The 16969-nt window shown below is 66.0% G+C and carries 18 protein-coding genes and 1 pseudogene; all 19 read left to right on the top strand.

The features are described from left to right. The first annotated feature begins 34 nt into the window (after window positions 1-34). A complete protein-coding gene (locus ACPXCG_RS00095) occupies window positions 35-1282 on the top strand; it encodes a glycosyltransferase family 4 protein (RefSeq protein ID WP_425790398.1) in 1248 nt (415 codons plus the stop codon). 305 nt (window positions 1283-1587) lie between these two features. Beyond that, window positions 1588-2001 carry an ATP synthase subunit I gene (locus tag ACPXCG_RS00090; RefSeq protein ID WP_425787931.1) on the top strand — a complete coding sequence of 138 codons (414 nt, stop codon included), beginning with the start codon at window positions 1588-1590 and terminating at the stop codon, window positions 1999-2001. Continuing rightward, window positions 1998-2759 carry a F0F1 ATP synthase subunit A gene (gene atpB, locus ACPXCG_RS00085; protein ID WP_425787929.1) on the top strand — a complete coding sequence of 254 codons (762 nt, stop codon included), beginning with the start codon at window positions 1998-2000 and terminating at the stop codon, window positions 2757-2759. The genes ACPXCG_RS00090 and atpB overlap by 4 nt, the downstream gene beginning before the upstream one ends. 85 nt (window positions 2760-2844) lie before the next feature. After that, a complete protein-coding gene (locus tag ACPXCG_RS00080; protein ID WP_161059527.1) occupies window positions 2845-3102 on the top strand; it encodes a F0F1 ATP synthase subunit C in 258 nt (85 codons plus the stop codon). A 49-nt stretch (window positions 3103-3151) separates the two neighbouring features. After that, the gene (locus tag ACPXCG_RS00075; protein WP_425787927.1) at window positions 3152-3625 is read left to right on the top strand and encodes a F0F1 ATP synthase subunit B; all 474 of its coding nucleotides are present in this window, start codon (window positions 3152-3154) and stop codon (window positions 3623-3625) included. Next, window positions 3626-4975, top strand: a complete 1350-nt coding sequence (locus tag ACPXCG_RS00070) for a F0F1 ATP synthase subunit B/delta (protein WP_425787925.1) — start codon at window positions 3626-3628, stop codon at window positions 4973-4975. 70 nt (window positions 4976-5045) lie between these two features. Further along, window positions 5046-6677, top strand: coding sequence for a F0F1 ATP synthase subunit alpha (atpA, locus tag ACPXCG_RS00065; protein ID WP_425787923.1), 1632 nt, complete (start codon window positions 5046-5048; stop codon window positions 6675-6677). 42 nt (window positions 6678-6719) lie between these two features. Continuing rightward, the gene (locus ACPXCG_RS00060; protein WP_425787921.1) at window positions 6720-7652 is read left to right on the top strand and encodes a F0F1 ATP synthase subunit gamma; all 933 of its coding nucleotides are present in this window, start codon (window positions 6720-6722) and stop codon (window positions 7650-7652) included. A 48-nt stretch (window positions 7653-7700) separates the two neighbouring features. Then, a complete protein-coding gene (gene atpD, locus ACPXCG_RS00055; RefSeq protein WP_425787919.1) occupies window positions 7701-9149 on the top strand; it encodes a F0F1 ATP synthase subunit beta in 1449 nt (482 codons plus the stop codon). A gap of 9 nt (window positions 9150-9158) precedes the next feature. Then, a complete protein-coding gene (locus ACPXCG_RS00050) occupies window positions 9159-9539 on the top strand; it encodes a F0F1 ATP synthase subunit epsilon (RefSeq protein WP_425787917.1) in 381 nt (126 codons plus the stop codon). Window positions 9540-9795: 256 nt separating this feature from the next. Beyond that, the gene (locus tag ACPXCG_RS00045) at window positions 9796-10239 is read left to right on the top strand and encodes a DUF2550 domain-containing protein (protein ID WP_425787915.1); all 444 of its coding nucleotides are present in this window, start codon (window positions 9796-9798) and stop codon (window positions 10237-10239) included. A 52-nt stretch (window positions 10240-10291) separates the two neighbouring features. Continuing rightward, window positions 10292-10939 carry a cob(I)yrinic acid a,c-diamide adenosyltransferase gene (locus ACPXCG_RS00040; RefSeq protein ID WP_425787913.1) on the top strand — a complete coding sequence of 216 codons (648 nt, stop codon included), beginning with the start codon at window positions 10292-10294 and terminating at the stop codon, window positions 10937-10939. Between the two features lie 9 nt (window positions 10940-10948). Further along, window positions 10949-12205, top strand: coding sequence for a UDP-N-acetylglucosamine 1-carboxyvinyltransferase (gene murA, locus ACPXCG_RS00035; protein WP_425787911.1), 1257 nt, complete (start codon window positions 10949-10951; stop codon window positions 12203-12205). Window positions 12206-12211: 6 nt separating this feature from the next. Beyond that, entirely contained in the window at window positions 12212-12550 is a 339-nt protein-coding gene (locus ACPXCG_RS00030; protein ID WP_425790396.1) for an ArsR/SmtB family transcription factor, read from the top strand. Between the two features lie 91 nt (window positions 12551-12641). Continuing rightward, window positions 12642-13376: an energy-coupling factor ABC transporter permease gene (locus ACPXCG_RS00025; RefSeq protein ID WP_425787909.1), complete on the top strand. Its 735-nt coding sequence runs from the start codon at window positions 12642-12644 to the stop codon at window positions 13374-13376. After that, the gene (locus ACPXCG_RS00020; protein ID WP_425787907.1) at window positions 13373-13771 is read left to right on the top strand and encodes a PDGLE domain-containing protein; all 399 of its coding nucleotides are present in this window, start codon (window positions 13373-13375) and stop codon (window positions 13769-13771) included. Before ACPXCG_RS00025 ends, ACPXCG_RS00020 begins: the two co-directional genes overlap by 4 nt. Window positions 13772-13776: 5 nt before the next feature. Then, on the top strand, window positions 13777-14553 hold the full coding sequence (gene cbiQ, locus ACPXCG_RS00015; protein ID WP_425787905.1) for a cobalt ECF transporter T component CbiQ: 777 nt from the start codon (window positions 13777-13779) through the stop codon (window positions 14551-14553). Between the two features lie 56 nt (window positions 14554-14609). Further along, the gene (locus ACPXCG_RS00010) at window positions 14610-15413 is read left to right on the top strand and encodes an energy-coupling factor ABC transporter ATP-binding protein (protein ID WP_425787903.1); all 804 of its coding nucleotides are present in this window, start codon (window positions 14610-14612) and stop codon (window positions 15411-15413) included. Window positions 15414-15564: 151 nt separating this feature from the next. Continuing rightward, window positions 15565-15831, top strand: a pseudogene (locus ACPXCG_RS00005) (LuxR C-terminal-related transcriptional regulator); the annotation flags it as partial. Between the last annotated feature and the right edge of the window lie 1138 nt (window positions 15832-16969).

The raw sequence follows: 16969 nt of genomic DNA, 5'->3' as shown, positions 1-16969 counted from the left end.
GGCCGGCAAGGACCTCGCTGACGGGGTCACCGGCCTGGCCTTCGGTGCCGGTGATCCCGGTGTCCACCTGACCGCGCTGTCGGTGGTCGGCAACGGCGGGGCGGGTGTCCCGCTTCGGGAGTTGGCGCTGGTCGGCCTGACCGCGGCGGCCGTCACCTATCTGCTGACCTCGCTCGTTCGTGTCTTCGCCATTCGGATCGGGGCGGTCGCGGTGCCCCGGGTACGCGACGTCCACGTGATCCCGACGCCCCGTCTCGGCGGTCTCGGCATGTTCGCCGGCATGGTGGCGGCGATCGCGCTGGCGGCCAACCTACCGGCGCTCACCCGAGGTTTCGCCTACACCAGCGACATGAGCGCGGTGATCGTCGCGGGACTGGTGATCGTGCTGGTCGGCGTCATCGACGACCGGTGGGGGCTCGACGCGCTCACCAAATTCGTCGGACAGCTGACCGCGGCGGGGGTCCTGGTGATCATGGGGGTCAGCTGGTATCTGCTCTACGTCCCGTTCGCCGACATCGGCACCGTGGTCCTCGATCCGTTGCAGGCCGGCCTCCTGACGGTGGCGATCACGGTCGCGACGATCAACGCGGTCAACTTCGTCGACGGATTGGACGGGCTGGCCGCCGGCCTCGGTCTGATCGCGGCGTCGGCGATCTGCATGTTCTCCCTCGGCCTGCTCCACGACCAGGGCGGCGATGTCAGCTATTACCCGCCGGCACTCATCTCCACCGCGCTCGCCGGCGCCTGCCTGGGATTCCTGCCCCACAACTTCTCGCCCGCGCGGATCTTCATGGGCGACTCCGGCGCCATGCTCATCGGCCTGATGCTGTCCGCGGCGTCGACGAGCGCGTCCGGACGTATCGCGATCAACGCATATGGGCCCGCCGACGTCTTTACATTGCTGTCGCCCCTGATCCTCGTGGCGGCGGTCGTCTTCGTGCCGATGCTGGACATGCTGATGGCCGTGGTGCGACGGACGCGCGCCGGCGTGGGCTTCTACACCCCCGACAAGATGCACCTGCACCACCGCTTGCTGGAACTCGGGCATTCGCAGCGACGGGTCGCGCTGATCATCTACTTGTGGGTGGGTGTGCTCGCATTCTCCGCGGCGGCCAGTACGCTCTTCCCGATGTCGGTGGTCGCACCGATGTTCGGTGCAGGCCTCATCATCGCCCTGCTGGTCACGATGGCGCCCCGCCTGCAGAGGCGCTACGCAGAGATCCGTACCAGGGGTCACGCCGACCACTCCGATCGGCGCGATTCCGTTCCGGGCGGGACCTGATCCCAGGCGTCTGTCCGCCAGGGGAGCATCCTTACCCCTTGGTAAGGCAATGGTAAAACTCAGTGTACTATCCTCTGTAGTAGCACGACCTCGGCGCGAGCGCGGCGCCTCCGGGAACCGGAGGCCGCGCCACGCACCGCATCGACGGCCGCTGGACTCCCAAAGGGCGCATACCCCCCGGTGGGTGCAGGAACGGGTGTTGGTAGGGTCACAGAAAACCGCGAGCTTACGCCCGGTGACACGAGTCGCCGATCGCACGCTCGATGCTTCGTGTCGACGCACGGGAATGAGCAGAGGAGAGGCACATGACGACGTCTGCCCCGGACTCCGCCCCCGTCTATCCGGTGGCGCCCACCGGCATCCGCCGCCCGGCGATCATCGCGGGGGTGGTCACCGTCGTCGTCGCGGTACTGGCGATCATCCTCGGGCATCCGTGGTTCGCCGCCTTCTTCCTCGCCGGCGTGGTGCTGGTCTTCGTCAACACGAAACTGGTCATCCGTGCGGTCGAGAACGTCGCCGCCGCAGAGGATCCCCGGAAGAAGCTGCTCGCCCTCAATTCCGCATTCCGCCTCGGGGTCATCACGGTCCTCGCATTGGTGGCGGCCATTCTGGTCCGGCCCGACGGGCTGGGCGCGATGTTCGGACTCGCCGTCGGCCAGGTGATCCTGGTGCTCAACACGGTGATTCCGGTGATGAAAGGACTTCGTAAGCAGATATGACCGCAATGACTTACCTGGCCGAGTCAGAGTCGGCGATCGAGGTCGGCCACCACACCGAGGTGGATGTGCTCGGTATGACCGTCAACCTCGACACGGTCATCGGCAGTGCGGTGGCCGCGGTCATCGTGATCGCGCTTGCCTTCGTCGTCCGGTTCAAGATGACGTCGAACAAGCCGAACAACGTGCAGCTGTACTTCGAGACGATCACCGTCCAGATGCGTGGCCAGATCGAGGGCGCGATCGGCATGAAGATCGCCGGCTTCGTGCTGCCGCTGGCGGTGACCCTGTTCACCTACATCCTGATCGCCAACTGGCTCTCGATCATCCCGGCGCAGTACGGAACGGCTGGGGGTTCCACGAGCGAGTGGCTCAAGCCACCGGCCAGCGACGTCAACTTCGTGTACGCCTTGGCGCTGTTCGTGTTCGTCTGGTACCACGCTGCGGGTGTCAAGCGTCGTGGCATCATCGGCCACCCGGTCCGGCTCGTGAAGGGTCACTCGGTCGCCATCGCGCCGGTCAACATCATCGAGGAGATCGCCAAGCCGATCTCGCTCTCCCTCCGTCTTTTCGGCAACATGTTCGCGGGCGGCATCATGGTGGCGCTCATCGCGCTGATGCCGATCTACGTGATGTGGGCGCCGAACGCCCTCTGGAAGTCCTTCGACCTGTTCGTCGGACTCATCCAGGCTTTCATCTTCGCCCTCCTGACGGTCTTGTACTTCAGCCAGGCGATGGAGATGGACGAAGACCACCACTAGCCAGTACGACCCTGGCCGGCACCGCCGGCCGGGCCCAAAGACCTGGCAACCCGATTGCCAGTTTCACCCGAAAGGAAAGTTCTAAATGGATCCCAATCTGATTGGTCTGGGTGCGTTGATCGGTGGCGGCCTCATCATGGGCGGCGGCGCGATCGGTGCCGGTATCGGCGACGGTCTGGCAGGTGCCCAGTTGATCGCGGGTATCGCGCGTCAGCCGGAGGCCCAGGGGCGACTCTTCACCCCGTTCTTCATCACCGTGGGTCTGGTCGAGGCTGCGTACTTCATCAACCTGGCGTTCATGGCGCTCTTCGTCTTCGCCACCCCGATCTCCGGCCAGTCCTGATCTCGGTCATCGACCGGGTCGCCCTAGGATTTAAGGGAACTACCCAACCATGAATCTCGCCGCAGAGAACTTCCTGCTCCCCAACGGCACATTTTTCGTGTGCCTGCTTATCTTCGTGATCGTGTTCCTGGTCATCAGGACGATGGTCGTGCCACCGATCCTCAAGGTGCTCGACGATCGCGACGCCATGATCGCCAAGACTGCAGAGGACAACCGGGCCGCCGCGGCGAGCTACGAGGATGCGGACACCGAGTACCGGGCAGCGCTCAAGGACGCCCGGGGGGACGCCACCGGTATTCGGGACGAGGCTCGTGCCAAGGGCAACGAGCAGTTGGCAGAGGCGAAGCGGCGGGCCACCGAGGAAGCGGACGCCGTTCTCGCCGACACCACGAGACAACTGAAGGCCGAGGGGGACCAGGCGGCTTCGACCGCCCGTGACGATGTCGATGCACTGTCGTCGACGTTGGCCGGCCGCGTACTCGGCGTCGACGTGTCGGCCAAGTCGACGGAGAAGGTGAACTAAGTGGATATCGTCATCGGTAACCTCATCGGTTTCGCGATCATCATCTTCCTGTTCTGGAAGTACCTGCGGCCGGTGCTGTCGAAGGCGGTCAACGCCCAGAAGGACACGATCGCGCAACACGTCTCCGAGAGCGAGGCCGCCAAGACTCGCGTCGCCGACGCGAAGGCTGCGCACGACCGCGCCGTCGCCGAGGCCAAGGCCGAGGCCGAGGAACTGCACAAGGGTGCTGTCCGGGATGGCGAGGCGATCTCGGGTGACCTCAAGGCGCAGGCCGACTCCGAGGTCAAGCGGATCACCGAACACGGGAAGGCCCAGGTGGCCCTGAATCGCGCCAGCCTCGTCCGGGACCTGCGCATCGACCTCGGGCTCACCGCGGTCGACGGCGCCGGAAAGCTCGTGCGTTCGCATCTGTCGGATCCGCAGGCGCAGTCCGACAGCGTCGACCGGGTCATCGACGAACTCGAATCGATGTCGGCGGGCGGACCAGGGGATCTGGTCGCACACAGCTCGGAACTGATCGGGCTCCACTCCATGCGGGCGAGCAGTCGCGAGGCAGCACGGTCGGTGGCCAAGGAGTTCGATTCCGCGTCCGAGTCACTCGACAGCAAGGCCCTGGTCAAGGCGTCGGTGGAACTGACCGACGTCATCGGCCTGATCGACGCGAATCCGGTGCTGCGCAAGCGGTTGACGGAGGACGAGGACAACACCGAAGGACAGGTGCAGCTCGCACAGGCACTGTTCGGCGGCAAGGTCTCGCCGATCGTCGTCGACATCGTGTCGGCCGCGGTCCGGCAGCGGTGGTCCTCCACATCAGACTTCACCGCGGCGCTGCGGCGCCAGAACGCGCTGGTGGTGCTCACTGCCGCAGAGCGCGACGGATCGATCGAGAAGGTCGAGAACGAGCTCTTCGGCGTGGCGCGGCTGCTGGAACAGAACCCACGGCTGGCATCGCTGCTGTCCGACCACACACACGACGCCGACAAGCGCGTGGATCTGCTGCGGTCGCTGGTGGGCGAGAAGGTCGGGGCGCACACGTGGTATCTGCTGTCACACACCATCACCTTGCTGCACGGGCAGCCGGCCGACGTCGCCGTCGACCACCTCGCCGAGCTCGCGGCCGCACGCCGGGGCGAGTCGGTGGCACATGTGGTGTCGGCAGCCGAACTCTCCGATGCACAGAAGGCGAGACTCTCGTCGGTGCTCGGCAGCATCTACGGCCGGACGATCTCGGTGCAGACCGAGATCGATCCCGAACTGCTCGGCGGCCTGCGCATCGGTGTGGGCGACGAGGTGATCGAGGCCGACGTCGCCACCCGTTTGGCGAAGGCGGCCGAGAGTCTGCCGCGCTGATCTGACCAGACCAACACATCCAGCGAACTACCAAACCACCAGCCGGACTGAGTAAGAAAGACGAGTACCCATGGCGGAGTTGACGATCTCACCAGACGAGATTAAGGGAGCGATCGAGCAGTATGTCTCGTCGTTCGAAGCCGATGCCTCCCGTGACGAGGTGGGCATCGTCACCGACACATCGGACGGTATCGCGCACGTCAGCGGTCTGCCCGGCGCGATGGCCAACGAGCTGCTCCAGTTCGACGGCGGCGTGCTCGGCGTGGCCCTGAACCTGGACGAGGACGAGATCGGTTGCGTCATCCTCGGTGACTACGAGTCACTGGAGGAGGGCCAGCAGGTCAGCCGGACCGGTGAGGTGCTCTCGGTCCCGGTCGGTGACAAGTTCCTCGGACGCGTCGTCGATCCGCTCGGAAAGCCGATCGACGGCCTGGGCGACATCGAGTCGGAGGCCGAGCGCGTCCTGGAACTGCAGGCGGCCTCGGTGCTCGAGCGTCAGCCCGTCGAGGAGTCACTCGCGACCGGCATCAAGGCCATCGATGCCATGACCGCCATCGGCCGCGGCCAGCGTCAGCTGGTGATCGGCGACCGCAAGACCGGCAAGACCGCGGTCTGCATCGACGCCATCCTGAACCAGAAGGCCAACTGGGAGTCGGGCGACGAGACCAAGCAGGTCCGCTGCATCTACGTAGCGATCGGTCAGAAGGGTTCGACCATCGCCGGCGTCAAGACCGCTCTCGAAGAGGCCGGCGCGATGGAGTACACCACCATCGTCGCGGCTCCCGCGTCCGACTCGGCCGGCTTCAAGTGGCTGGCCCCGTACACCGGCTCGGCCATCGGTCAGCATTGGATGTACGAGGGCAAGCACGTCCTCATCGTTTTCGACGACCTGACCAAGCAGGCCGAGGCCTACCGCGCCATCTCGTTGCTGCTTCGTCGCCCGCCGGGCCGCGAGGCATACCCCGGTGACGTCTTCTACTTGCACTCCCGTCTCCTGGAGCGTTGTGCCAAGCTGTCCGACGAGCTGGGCGGTGGCTCGATGACCGGCCTGCCGATCATCGAGACCAAGGCCAACGACGTGTCGGCGTTCATCCCGACCAACGTCATCTCGATCACCGACGGCCAGGTGTTCCTCGAGTCGGACCTCTTCAACAAGGGCGTCCGGCCGGCGATCAACGTCGGTACCTCGGTGTCGCGTGTCGGTGGTGCCGCACAGACCAAGGGCCTGAAGAAGGTCTCCGGTTCGCTGCGTCTGGAGCTCGCTCAGTTCCGTGAGCTCGAGGCGTTCTCCGCCTTCGCCTCCGACCTCGACGACGCGTCCAAGGCGCAGCTCGAGCGCGGTGCACGCTGGGTCGAGATGCTGAAGCAGGGTCAGTACAGCCCGTTCTCCGTGGAGGACGAGATCGTCTCGATCTACCTCTGCGGTGAGGGCCACTACGACTCCGTTCCGGTCGACGATGTCCGTAACTTCGAGACGCAGTTGCTGAGTCATCTGCACCACGAGGCGAAGGGCGTCTACGACTCGATCGCCGGTGGCAAGGTGCTGTCCGACGACCAGGCCGAGGCTCTGGTCGACGAGACCAACAAGTTCAAGAACAGCTACCTGACGCACGACGGCAAGCGCGTGGTGAACGAGGCCGAGGCCAAGGCCATGGACTCCGAGGACGTCGCGCACGAGCAGATCACGGTTCGCAAGTCGTGATCGCGTCGTCCGACAGTCGTGCCGAGGAAGGGGTGAGGGCTCATGGCCAGCATTCGTGAGCTGCGCTCACGCATCCGGTCGGTCAATTCGACCAGGAAGATCACCAAGGCGCAGGAGCTGATCGCGACTTCGCGCATCACCAAGGCCCAGGCTCGTGTCGCGGCGGCCAAGCCGTACGCGCATGAGATGACCGAGGTGTTGTCGGAGCTGGCGAGCAACGCCGGCTCACTGGATCACCCACTGCTCGTCGAGCGCGAGAACCCGCGGCGCGCCGGGATCCTGGTGGTCACCAGCGACCGCGGTATGTGCGGCGGCTACAACTCCAACGTCCTGCGGGCCACCCGCGAGCTCATTGCGCTGGTACGCGACGAGGGCAAGGAGCCTGTGCTGTTCGTCATGGGGCAGAAGGGCGTCGGCTACTTCACCTTCCGCGGTACCGAGGTGACCGACTCATGGACCGGGTTCTCTCAGGCTCCGGACTACAGCGACGCGAGCACGGCGACCGACTTCTTGGTCGAGCTGTTCGAGGCCGGTTCCGGTGAACAGGTCGAGCGTCCCGACGGTGAGGGGACGCTGGAGGGCATCGACGAGCTGCATCTCGTGTACACGCGGTTCGTCTCGATGCTGACCCAGGCACCTGAAGTGCGCCGGGTGGCTCCGCTCGTCGTGTCCGAAGAGGACGACGAGATGGAAGCCGAGATCCACAAGTCGTCGCGCAACTACTCGTTCGAACCGGCGCCCGAGGCGTTGCTCGAAGCGCTGCTGCCGAAGTACGTCGCCACCCGCGTGTACGCGGCGCTGCTGGATTCCGCCGCATCGGAGTCGGCGGCACGCCGGACGGCGATGAAGGCGGCCACCGACAACGCCGACGAACTGGCGACCTCGCTCTCCCGCGAGGCCAACCAGCTCCGGCAGGCGCAGATCACGCAGGAGATCAGCGAGATCGTCGGCGGCTCGAGCGCCCTGGCCACCTGATCGAACCCTGGCGACCCATAGACCCAAAGAGGAAGTGACCCAACAACAATGACTGCAGCAGTATCCACACCCTCGGATGCCTCGACGGGTTCGGCCGAAGGCCGGGTCGTCCGCATCATCGGCCCCGTCGTCGACGTCGAGTTCCCCCGGGGCTCGATCCCAGAATTGTTCAATGCGCTGCACGCCGAGATCGCCCTCGAAGCTGTGGCCAAGACCCTGACCCTCGAGGTCGCGCAGCACCTCGGCGACAACTTGGTGCGCACGATCTCCATGCAGCCGACCGACGGTCTGGTGCGTGGTGCAACCGTGTCGGACACCGGCAAGTCCATCGTGGTGCCGGTCGGCGACGACGTGAAGGGTCACGTCTTCAACGCCCTCGGTGACTGCCTCGACACCCCGGGACTCGGCCGTGACGGCGAGCAGTGGAGCATCCACCGCAAGCCCCCGGCCTTCGACGAGCTCGAGGGCAAGACCGAGATCCTCGAGACCGGCATCAAGGTCATCGACCTGCTGACCCCGTACGTGAAGGGCGGCAAGATCGGCCTGTTCGGCGGCGCGGGCGTGGGCAAGACCGTGCTCATCCAGGAGATGATCACCCGTATCGCGCGTGAGTTCTCCGGCACGTCGGTGTTCGCCGGCGTCGGCGAGCGCACCCGTGAGGGCACCGACCTCCACCTCGAGATGGAGGAGATGGGCGTTCTCCAGGACACCGCGTTGGTGTTCGGTCAGATGGACGAGCCGCCGGGCACGCGTATGCGCGTGGCACTCTCGGCGCTGACCATGGCGGAGTACTTCCGCGATGTGAAGCACCAGGACGTGCTGCTGTTCATCGACAACATCTTCCGGTTCACGCAGGCCGGTTCGGAGGTCTCGACCCTCCTCGGCCGGATGCCGTCCGCGGTGGGCTACCAGCCGACCCTGGCCGACGAGATGGGCGTTCTCCAGGAGCGGATCACCTCGACCAAGGGACGATCGATCACCTCGCTACAGGCGATCTACGTCCCTGCCGACGACTACACCGACCCGGCGCCGGCGACCACGTTCGCGCACCTCGATGCGACCACCGAGCTCTCGCGTCCGATCTCGCAGCTCGGTATCTACCCGGCGGTGGACCCGCTGACGTCGACCTCGCGCATCCTGGAGGCATCGATCGTCGGTGACGAGCACTTCCGCGTCGCCAACGAGGTCAAGCGAATCCTGCAGAAGTACAAGGAGCTCCAGGACATCATCGCCATCCTCGGTATGGACGAGCTGTCCGAAGAGGACAAGGTGACCGTGCAGCGGGCGCGTCGTATCCAGAAGTTCCTGGGTCAGAACTTCCTCGTCGCCGAGAAGTTCACCGGCCAGAAGGGCTCGGTCGTGCCGCTCGCCGACACCATCGAGGCGTTCGACCGGGTCGCAAAGGGTGAGTTCGATCACCTGCCCGAGCAGGCGTTCAACAGTTGCGGTGGACTCGACGACGTGGAGGCCGCCGCCGCCAAGATCGCCGGAAAGTAGCGGGTCGCCATGGCTGACAAGTCCTTCCACGTCGAGGTCGTCGCGGCCGACGAGAAGCTGTACTCGGGTGAGGCCACCTTCGTCATCGCCCAGACCACCTCGGGTGAGCTCGGTGTGCTGGCGAATCACGAACCCCTGCTGGGGCAGCTGGTCCCGGGCGGCTTCGTGGTGATCGCCGAGGAGAGTGGCAAGCGCCTGTCGGCGGCCGTTCAGGGCGGATTTCTCTCGGTGACCGGTGAATCGGTGACCATTCTCGCCGAGTCGGCGCAGTGGGCCGACGACATCGACGCGGCGGCCGAGCGCTCGGCGCTGGAGTCCGCGGAGCCCGGTACCGACGAGTACAACCGTGCGCATTCCCGCCTCGCGGCGGCGGAGCGGGCGGCCAAGTAAGTTCGCAGATCGACGGCCGGTCATCGCTTTTCGGGCGATGACCGGCCATCGTCGTGTCGGGGCACGCGACCGCGGTCCGTCGATCGCGGCAGGCATTGCCGGCGCGGGTGGAACTGCCGTGACAAGACGCCGGATCCGGTCTGGCATGCTGGACACAGAACGGTCGTGCACCGGAGTCCCTCGACTCATCCCGGTACGTGAATTCGGCGCACCGTGATCAGCCCCCGCGCGACCGTTGGCGGGAGGTGTGCGCCTGGTGTCGTGGATCGCGTTGGTACTGGGCGTGCTGTTGGCGCTCGCCGTGGTGGTCTGCGGCCTGCTCGCGTATCGGCTCGGGCAGTTGCGCAGGACCGGAACCCCGGTTCTGTTCAGAGAACTGCCCGCAGACGTCGACGAGGGCTGGCGCCACGGCACGGTCCATTACAGCGACGAGAATCTCCGCTATTTCCGGCTCAGTTCGTTGCGCCCCGGTCCGACCCGCACGCTCGGCCGGCAGTCCATCGAGATCATCCGCAGACGGCGGCCCGAGGGCACCGAGTCCGAGATCCTGCACGGCATGGTGATCCTGGAACTCGAACCCGGGGCGGATGAGGCGGGTCGTGCCTACGAGCTCGCGATGGCGCCGGGTGCCGATACCGCGTTCCAGTCATGGCTGGAGTCACGACAGTCGAACCGGTCACAGCGGCGCCGTAGCGCCTGATCGGGGTCAGGCCGACGACCGCAGGCCTGGTACTGGGCAGTAGATTCAGGTCATGGCGGTACATCTGACGCGGATCTACACACGCACCGGCGACGACGGCACCACCGGACTCAGCGACTTCTCCCGGGTGTCCAAGAACGATGTCCGGGTGGCGGCCTACGCCGACTGCGACGAGGCCAACGCGGTCATCGGGACGGCGTTGGCGCTCGGTGGCGACGTGCCGGCCGACATCGTCGAGGTACTGCGTACCGTCCAGAACGATCTCTTCGACGCCGGTGCGGATCTGTCCACCCCGGTGGTGGCAGATCCCGAGTACCCACCGCTGCGCATCGAGCAGGATTACATCGACGCGCTGGAGTCGTGGTGCGACGGCTACGCCGACGGACTGCCGACCCTCGACTCGTTCATCCTGCCGGGCGGCACCCGACTGAGTGCGCTGCTGCACCACGCACGCACGGTGACCAGGCGTGCCGAACGATCGGCCTGGGCCGCGGTCGAGGCGGACCCGGACGCCACCAGCGTGTTGCCGGCGAGATACCTCAACCGGCTGTCGGACCTGTTGTTCATCCTCTCGCGGGTCGCCAATCGGGCACCGCACGGGGAAGGTGATGTGAAATGGTCGCCCGGCGGCGAGCGGCAGCGGCCGCCTGCGCGCGGTGGCCGTCCCGGGCCGGATGGGGGCGGCGCGCGTGACAGCTAAGGTGGCAGCGTGAGTGATCGTTTTCTGGTCTCCGGGGGAGGCCGCCTGTCCGGTGAGGTCGCGGTGGGTGGCGCCAAGAACAGTGTGCTGAAGCTGATGGCGGCTGCGCTGCTCGCGGAGGGCACCACCACATTGACGAACTCACCCGAGATCGCCGACGTCCCGCTGATGGCCGATGTCTTGCGCGGCCTCGGTGCCGTAGTGACCATCGACGGAGACACGGTGCGAATCGATGCACCGGCCGAACCCAAGTACCACGCGGATTTCGATGCGGTGAAACAATTCCGCGCATCGGTCTGTGTGCTCGGACCTCTCATGGCGCGCTGCCGTCGTGCGGTCGTGGCACTTCCGGGCGGTGACGCCATCGGCTCCCGCCCGCTCGACATGCATCAGGCCGGCCTGCGCGCGCTCGGTGCGCACAGCTCGATCGAGCACGGATGTGTGGTGGCCGAGGCCGACGCTCTGATCGGTGCCCCGGTGGCTCTGGAGTTCCCGTCGGTCGGCGCGACCGAAAACATCCTGATGGCCGCGGTCCTGGCCGACGGCGTGACCACCATCGACAACGCCGCACGAGAACCCGAGATCGTCGACCTCTGCGTGATGCTCCAGCAGATGGGCGCGCTCATCGAGGGCGCGGGAACGTCGACGTTGACCGTGACCGGCGTCGACCGGCTGCATCCGACCACTCACCGCGTGGTCGGGGATCGCATCGTCGGTGCGACGTGGGGGATCGCGGCCGCGATGACGCGCGGTGACGTGACCGTGCGTGGTGTCTCGCCCGAGCATCTGCAGCTGGTCCTGAACAAGCTCGGCGACACCGGCGCGCACGTCGACCGGTTCGCCGACGGCTTCCGGGTCCGCCAGGACCGCCGCCCGATCGCGGTCAACGTGTCCACGCTGCCGTTTCCGGGGTTCCCCACCGACCTGCAACCGATGGCAATCGGGATGGCTGCGATCGCCGAGGGGATGTCGGTGATCACCGAGAACGTCTTCGAGGCGCGATTCCGTTTCGTCGAGGAGATGGTCCGGTTGGGGGCCGATGCACGGACCGACGGGCACCACGCGGTGCTCCGTGGGATCGAACGGTTGTCGAGCGCGCCGGTGTGGTGTTCGGATATCCGCGCGGGCGCCGGCCTCGTGCTGGCCGGTCTGGTCGCCGACGGGGTGACCGAGGTCCATGACGTCGAGCACATCGATCGCGGTTACCCGCGGTTCGTCGAGAATCTTCGCAGTCTCGGCGGCGACATCGAGCGGGTCGGGGACTGAGACGTGGTGGTCGAGAGCTCGGAGAGCCCGGTATCGGGCGGCGGTGGGCACGGGGAGAACTCCGACGTCGACATCGCGGAGTGGTCAACGCGGTTCGATCTGCTCTCGGATCCGCACCGCCTCGAGATTCTGATCGTGCTGCACCGCCGCCCGGGGATCATCGTCGGCGACCTCGCAATTGCCGTGGGCCGCACCGAAACTGCGGTCTCCCAGGCGCTTCGGGTATTGCGCCACCAGGGCTGGGTGAGTTCGACCCGCCTGGGCCGATCGGTCAGCTACCGGCTCGACGACGACACCGTCCACGAACTGCTGCATTGGATGGGTGCAGGCCACGGCCACACGTGAAGGTGGGTCGACACCTGACCCATCGGTTGGTCTGTTCACTTAAACATCTGAATGAGTGGACAGGTGACCGTGGCAGTTCTACGGTTCGTGCATGTCCACGTTGACACCTTCGCCGGTCACGTCGACCGTCGCCATGCACATGAGCGACGGCATCATCAACGCACCTGTCTCGGCGCTCTTCGGAGTCATCGCCTTCGCGGGACTCGCGTTCTGTGTGTGGCGCGCCCAGACCGATCTCGACGAGAAGACCGTCCCGATGGCCGGACTCGTCGCGGCGTTCATCTTCGCGGTGCAGATGATCAACTTCCCGATCTTGCCGGGGGTCAGCGGTCACCTGCTCGGCGGGGCCCTGGCCGCGATCCTGGTCGGCCCTTACACCGGAGCATTGTGTATCGCGATCGTCTTGGTGGTGCAGGCTTTGCTCTTCGCCGACGGCGGCGTCACCGCGCTGGGTGCCAACATCACGAACATGGCGTTGATCTCCACTTTCGTGGGCTATCTGGTCGCGGTGGCAGGCTATCGCCTGATCGGGCGGCGCGTGCCGTCGCCAGGCCGGCTGGGAGTGATCGCATTCATGGCGGCACTGTGCGGGACAGTGGCCGCCGCAACCGGTTTCGTCGTCGAATACGCGCTGGGTGGTGCTGCGACCGAATCACTGGGAACGGTCGCGGCGTACATGTGGGGCACGCACGCGCTCATCGGTATCGGTGAGGGACTCATCACCGCTGTCACGGTGATGGCGGTGGCCCGAGCGCGGCCCGATCTGGTCTACCTGCTCCGAACGCGGACGCCGAACGGTTCCGCATCGGTCGGAGTGCCGGCATGAGCACCACCGACAGCAATCGACGACATGTCAGCCGACGTACCTTCCTCGCGATGTTCGCCTGTGCGGCACTGATCATCGCCGGCATCGTGTCGTATGCGGCGAGCTCCGCACCCGACGGACTGGACTCGGCCACGCTCCGTGGATGCGAGACGGTCATGGTCGGTGGTAGCGAGCAACTCACCGGCGACTGCATCGCGCAGCACGCGACAGATCATGCGATGTCCTCGTCACCCCTGGCCGACTACTCCCTGCACGGAATCGGTGCCACCAACGGTGTCGCCGGTGTCATCGGGGTGGTGGTCACTCTCGCGATCGCGACCGGGCTGTTCTGGCTCCTGGCCGTCCGACGACGGGCTCGCGCCGACCACGCGGGCGCCGACGGCGGCGGACGCTGATCGCGATGGGCGCCGGTCATGCCCATCCGCTGTATCGAGGCGGCAACTCACCGGTCCATCGGGCGCCCACCGAGGTCAAGCTGGTCTGCCTGATCGTCTTCGTCTTCGCCGTGGTCGCGACTCCCCGCGAGATGTTCTGGCCATATCTGGCATTCGCCGCGATCCTGGTCGTCGTGTGGCGGATCGCTCATGTCCCGGTCGGATGGATCCTGCCGCGCATGGTGATCGAGGCACCGTTCGTCGTCCTGGCGGTGCTGTTGCCGTTCGCCGAAGGGGGAGAACGGATCGAGGTCGCCGGGCTGTCGCTGTCGGTCCCGGGCCTGTTCGCGGCGTGGGGGATCGTCGTCAAGGGCTCGCTCGGGGTCGCCGCGTCGCTGACCTTCGCCGCGACCACTCAGGCGAGAGAGTTGCCACTGGCGCTGACGCGCCTGGGTATGCCGGCCACGCTCACCCCGGTGATCGTGATGATGCTCCGCTACACCGATCTGCTGTCGGCGGAGGTCCGTCGCATGCACGTCGCCCGGCTGGCCCGTGGGGATTCCCCGCGGATGTTGCATCAGGCAGGGTCGATGGCGAAGGGTGTCGGATCACTGTTCCTGAGGTCTTACGAACGCGGCGAACGTGTACATCTCGCGATGATGTCGCGAGGGTTCACGGGTTCGGTTCCCGAGATGCCCGGAGTCGCCACGGCCCCGCGGGCGACGCGCGTTCAATGGGCAGTCGTGACGGTGCCGGCGATCGCAGCGGTACTGATCGCGATGATCTCCTGGGCGACAAGGTGATCGATGAACGTCACAGCATGGCGCAGGCGCGGGGTGACGACGAGGTGACGGGTTCTATGAGAGAACAGAACGGACCGGAAGACCGCCTCGCGATCGAGGCCCGCGGCGTCCGGTACACGTATCCGGATGGACAACCTGCCCTCGACGGGGTGGATCTGACCATCCGCCGTGGCGAGCGGGTGGCGGTGCTCGGGCCCAACGGCGCGGGCAAGACCACTCTGATGCTGCATCTGAACGGCGTGCTGCTGCCGACCGGGGGAGAGGTCCGGATCAACGGCGTCCCGGTCGGCAAGAAGACGATGCGTGAGGTCAGACGACAGGTGGGACTGGTCTTCCAGGATCCCGACGATCAGCTGTTCATGCCCACCCTGGCCGAAGACGTGGCGTTCGGGCCGGCCAACTTCGGTGTCGTCAGCCCAGAACTCGGTGCACGCGTGACGGAGGCGCTCGCCGCAGTCGGGATGACCGAGCACGCGGAGCGCAGCCCGCACCATCTGTCCGGTGGACAGCGGCGTCGCGGCGCGCTGGCCACCGTACTCGCTTGTCGCCCAGACGTTTTGGTACTCGACGAGCCGTCGGCGAATCTCGATCCGGTGGCCCGACGGGAGCTCGCCGAAACCCTACTCGGACTCGACACCACGATGCTCGTGGTCACCCACGACCTGCCCTACGCGGCGCAACTGTGCGATCGTGCCGTCATCATCGACGACGGGCGGGTGGTCGCCGACGGCCCGATCCGTGACATCCTCGCCGATGCCGACACCCTGGCCCGGCACCGGCTCGAATTGCCGTGGGGTTTCGACGTCGGGCTGATGGGTCACCTGTCCTATCGGACGGGCCCCGGCCTGCCAACCGGGTGACGGTGCGGTCGTAACGGACGGTTCGGCCGTCGAGACCTGTCCATCGGCACTATGACCTGCGTAACGTCGCCGATGACCCACTACGGACGTTGAAGACGCTCGAACTCGGCTTCACGCGCGCGCTGTGATGACCACCGGCATCGACAACGATCTGGTCGTCCGTGCGATCCGGGCCGTCTCCGGTGGCGGCAGCGCATTCGCCCCACGGCGTGCTCCCATCGTGCTGCGAACCGTGTCAGGCGACGGCGGGGTACCGGAGGCCCTCGCGGAAAGGGAACGCGAGGTGCTGCGGCTGCTCGCCGACGGCCTGTCGAACAAGCGCATGGGGCACATGCGCTACATCTCCGAATCGACCGTGAAGTTCCATATCCGCAACCTCATCCGGAAGCTCAGTGTCTCCAAGCGCGGATTGATCTGAGGTGAGCGGGACCCGGAGCTGTTGCGAAAAGCCTTCGAACACAGAATCTTTCGTCGATGTCGGGCCAGAGTTCACCGCGGTGTGAGAGTCGGCGAGCCGCCGTTGTCCTCGGAGTGCCGTGCGCTGGCACGATCCGGCCCAAACGTCGCATAGCCGCAGGTCGAGCTCGGTGAGCCGAACGAGGTGTCCGAAATGTTCGCCGGGGACTGTCCTCGTACGGGACCGCGACCATGACCCGACGCCGGGCGACTCTCAACGCCTCGGACAGAGCGGCCACTACGGCAGATTCGCCGAGGTGTTCGAGCAGGTGGATGAGGGTGATCGCGCCGACCGACGAGTCGTCGAAGGCGAGACGGTGGCAGCGCCCACCGTGGCGCCGAGCACAGTGTGTGACGGCGCCGGGCCGCCATGGTGAGTGAGCAGCCCGACTGTGTCGACCTCGAGACCACTTGTCGCCGGCGACAAGGGAGCGCGCCCCAGGCCCGTGCCTCGGTGGCGGTCGTGCGGTGAACGGCCGGCGGGCGATCGGTGCGTTGATGCCGCAGATGGTCACACCTCACGACGCTGCGAACCTCTTGCCGCCGCCAGAACTGACCAACAGGGATCAACGACTGTCCGACGGACGGCACGATGGCGCAGATCACACTTGGGTACGAACGTCCCAAACCGGCGATCGGCGTGGAATGGTCCCAGTCGAAAGTGCCGCTACCAGCGGATATTCCGTGACGGCAAACAGCTGAGCAGGCGATTTGACCCTGGCCGCGCAGTTGCGTAACTTTCTTCAAGTCAGAGCGACACGGCGCCGCCCCGGACAGCCCCGAGAGGGGAAATACGGGGAAGGGAAACCGGTTTCTGCTCCGACCGCCCCGAGAAATCGAACAGGGTAGCTTCGTGCGCCCCGGACGAAATATCGGACTGCCAGACACTCCTGATCGAACTTCGACCAAGAGTTGCGGGACGCCGAGAGGGTCTGGTAGGCTGGAAGAGTTGCGCCGGAGACGGACAACAATTCCAAACAGAACGTCAAGCTCGCAGGTGAGCGCCCCGCAAGGGGTAGTGCCGGTGGGTGTGTGTTCTTTGAGAACTCGATAGTGTGTTGATGAATTGTCTGATGCCATTTGTTTGGCATCGTGTGTCC

This window comes from Gordonia sp. DT218 (genome assembly GCF_049847105.1).
GTDB lineage: Bacteria > Actinomycetota > Actinomycetes > Mycobacteriales > Mycobacteriaceae > Gordonia.
Note: the sequence above shows the minus strand (reverse complement) of the source record. Positions and strands in the feature narration are given on the sequence as shown.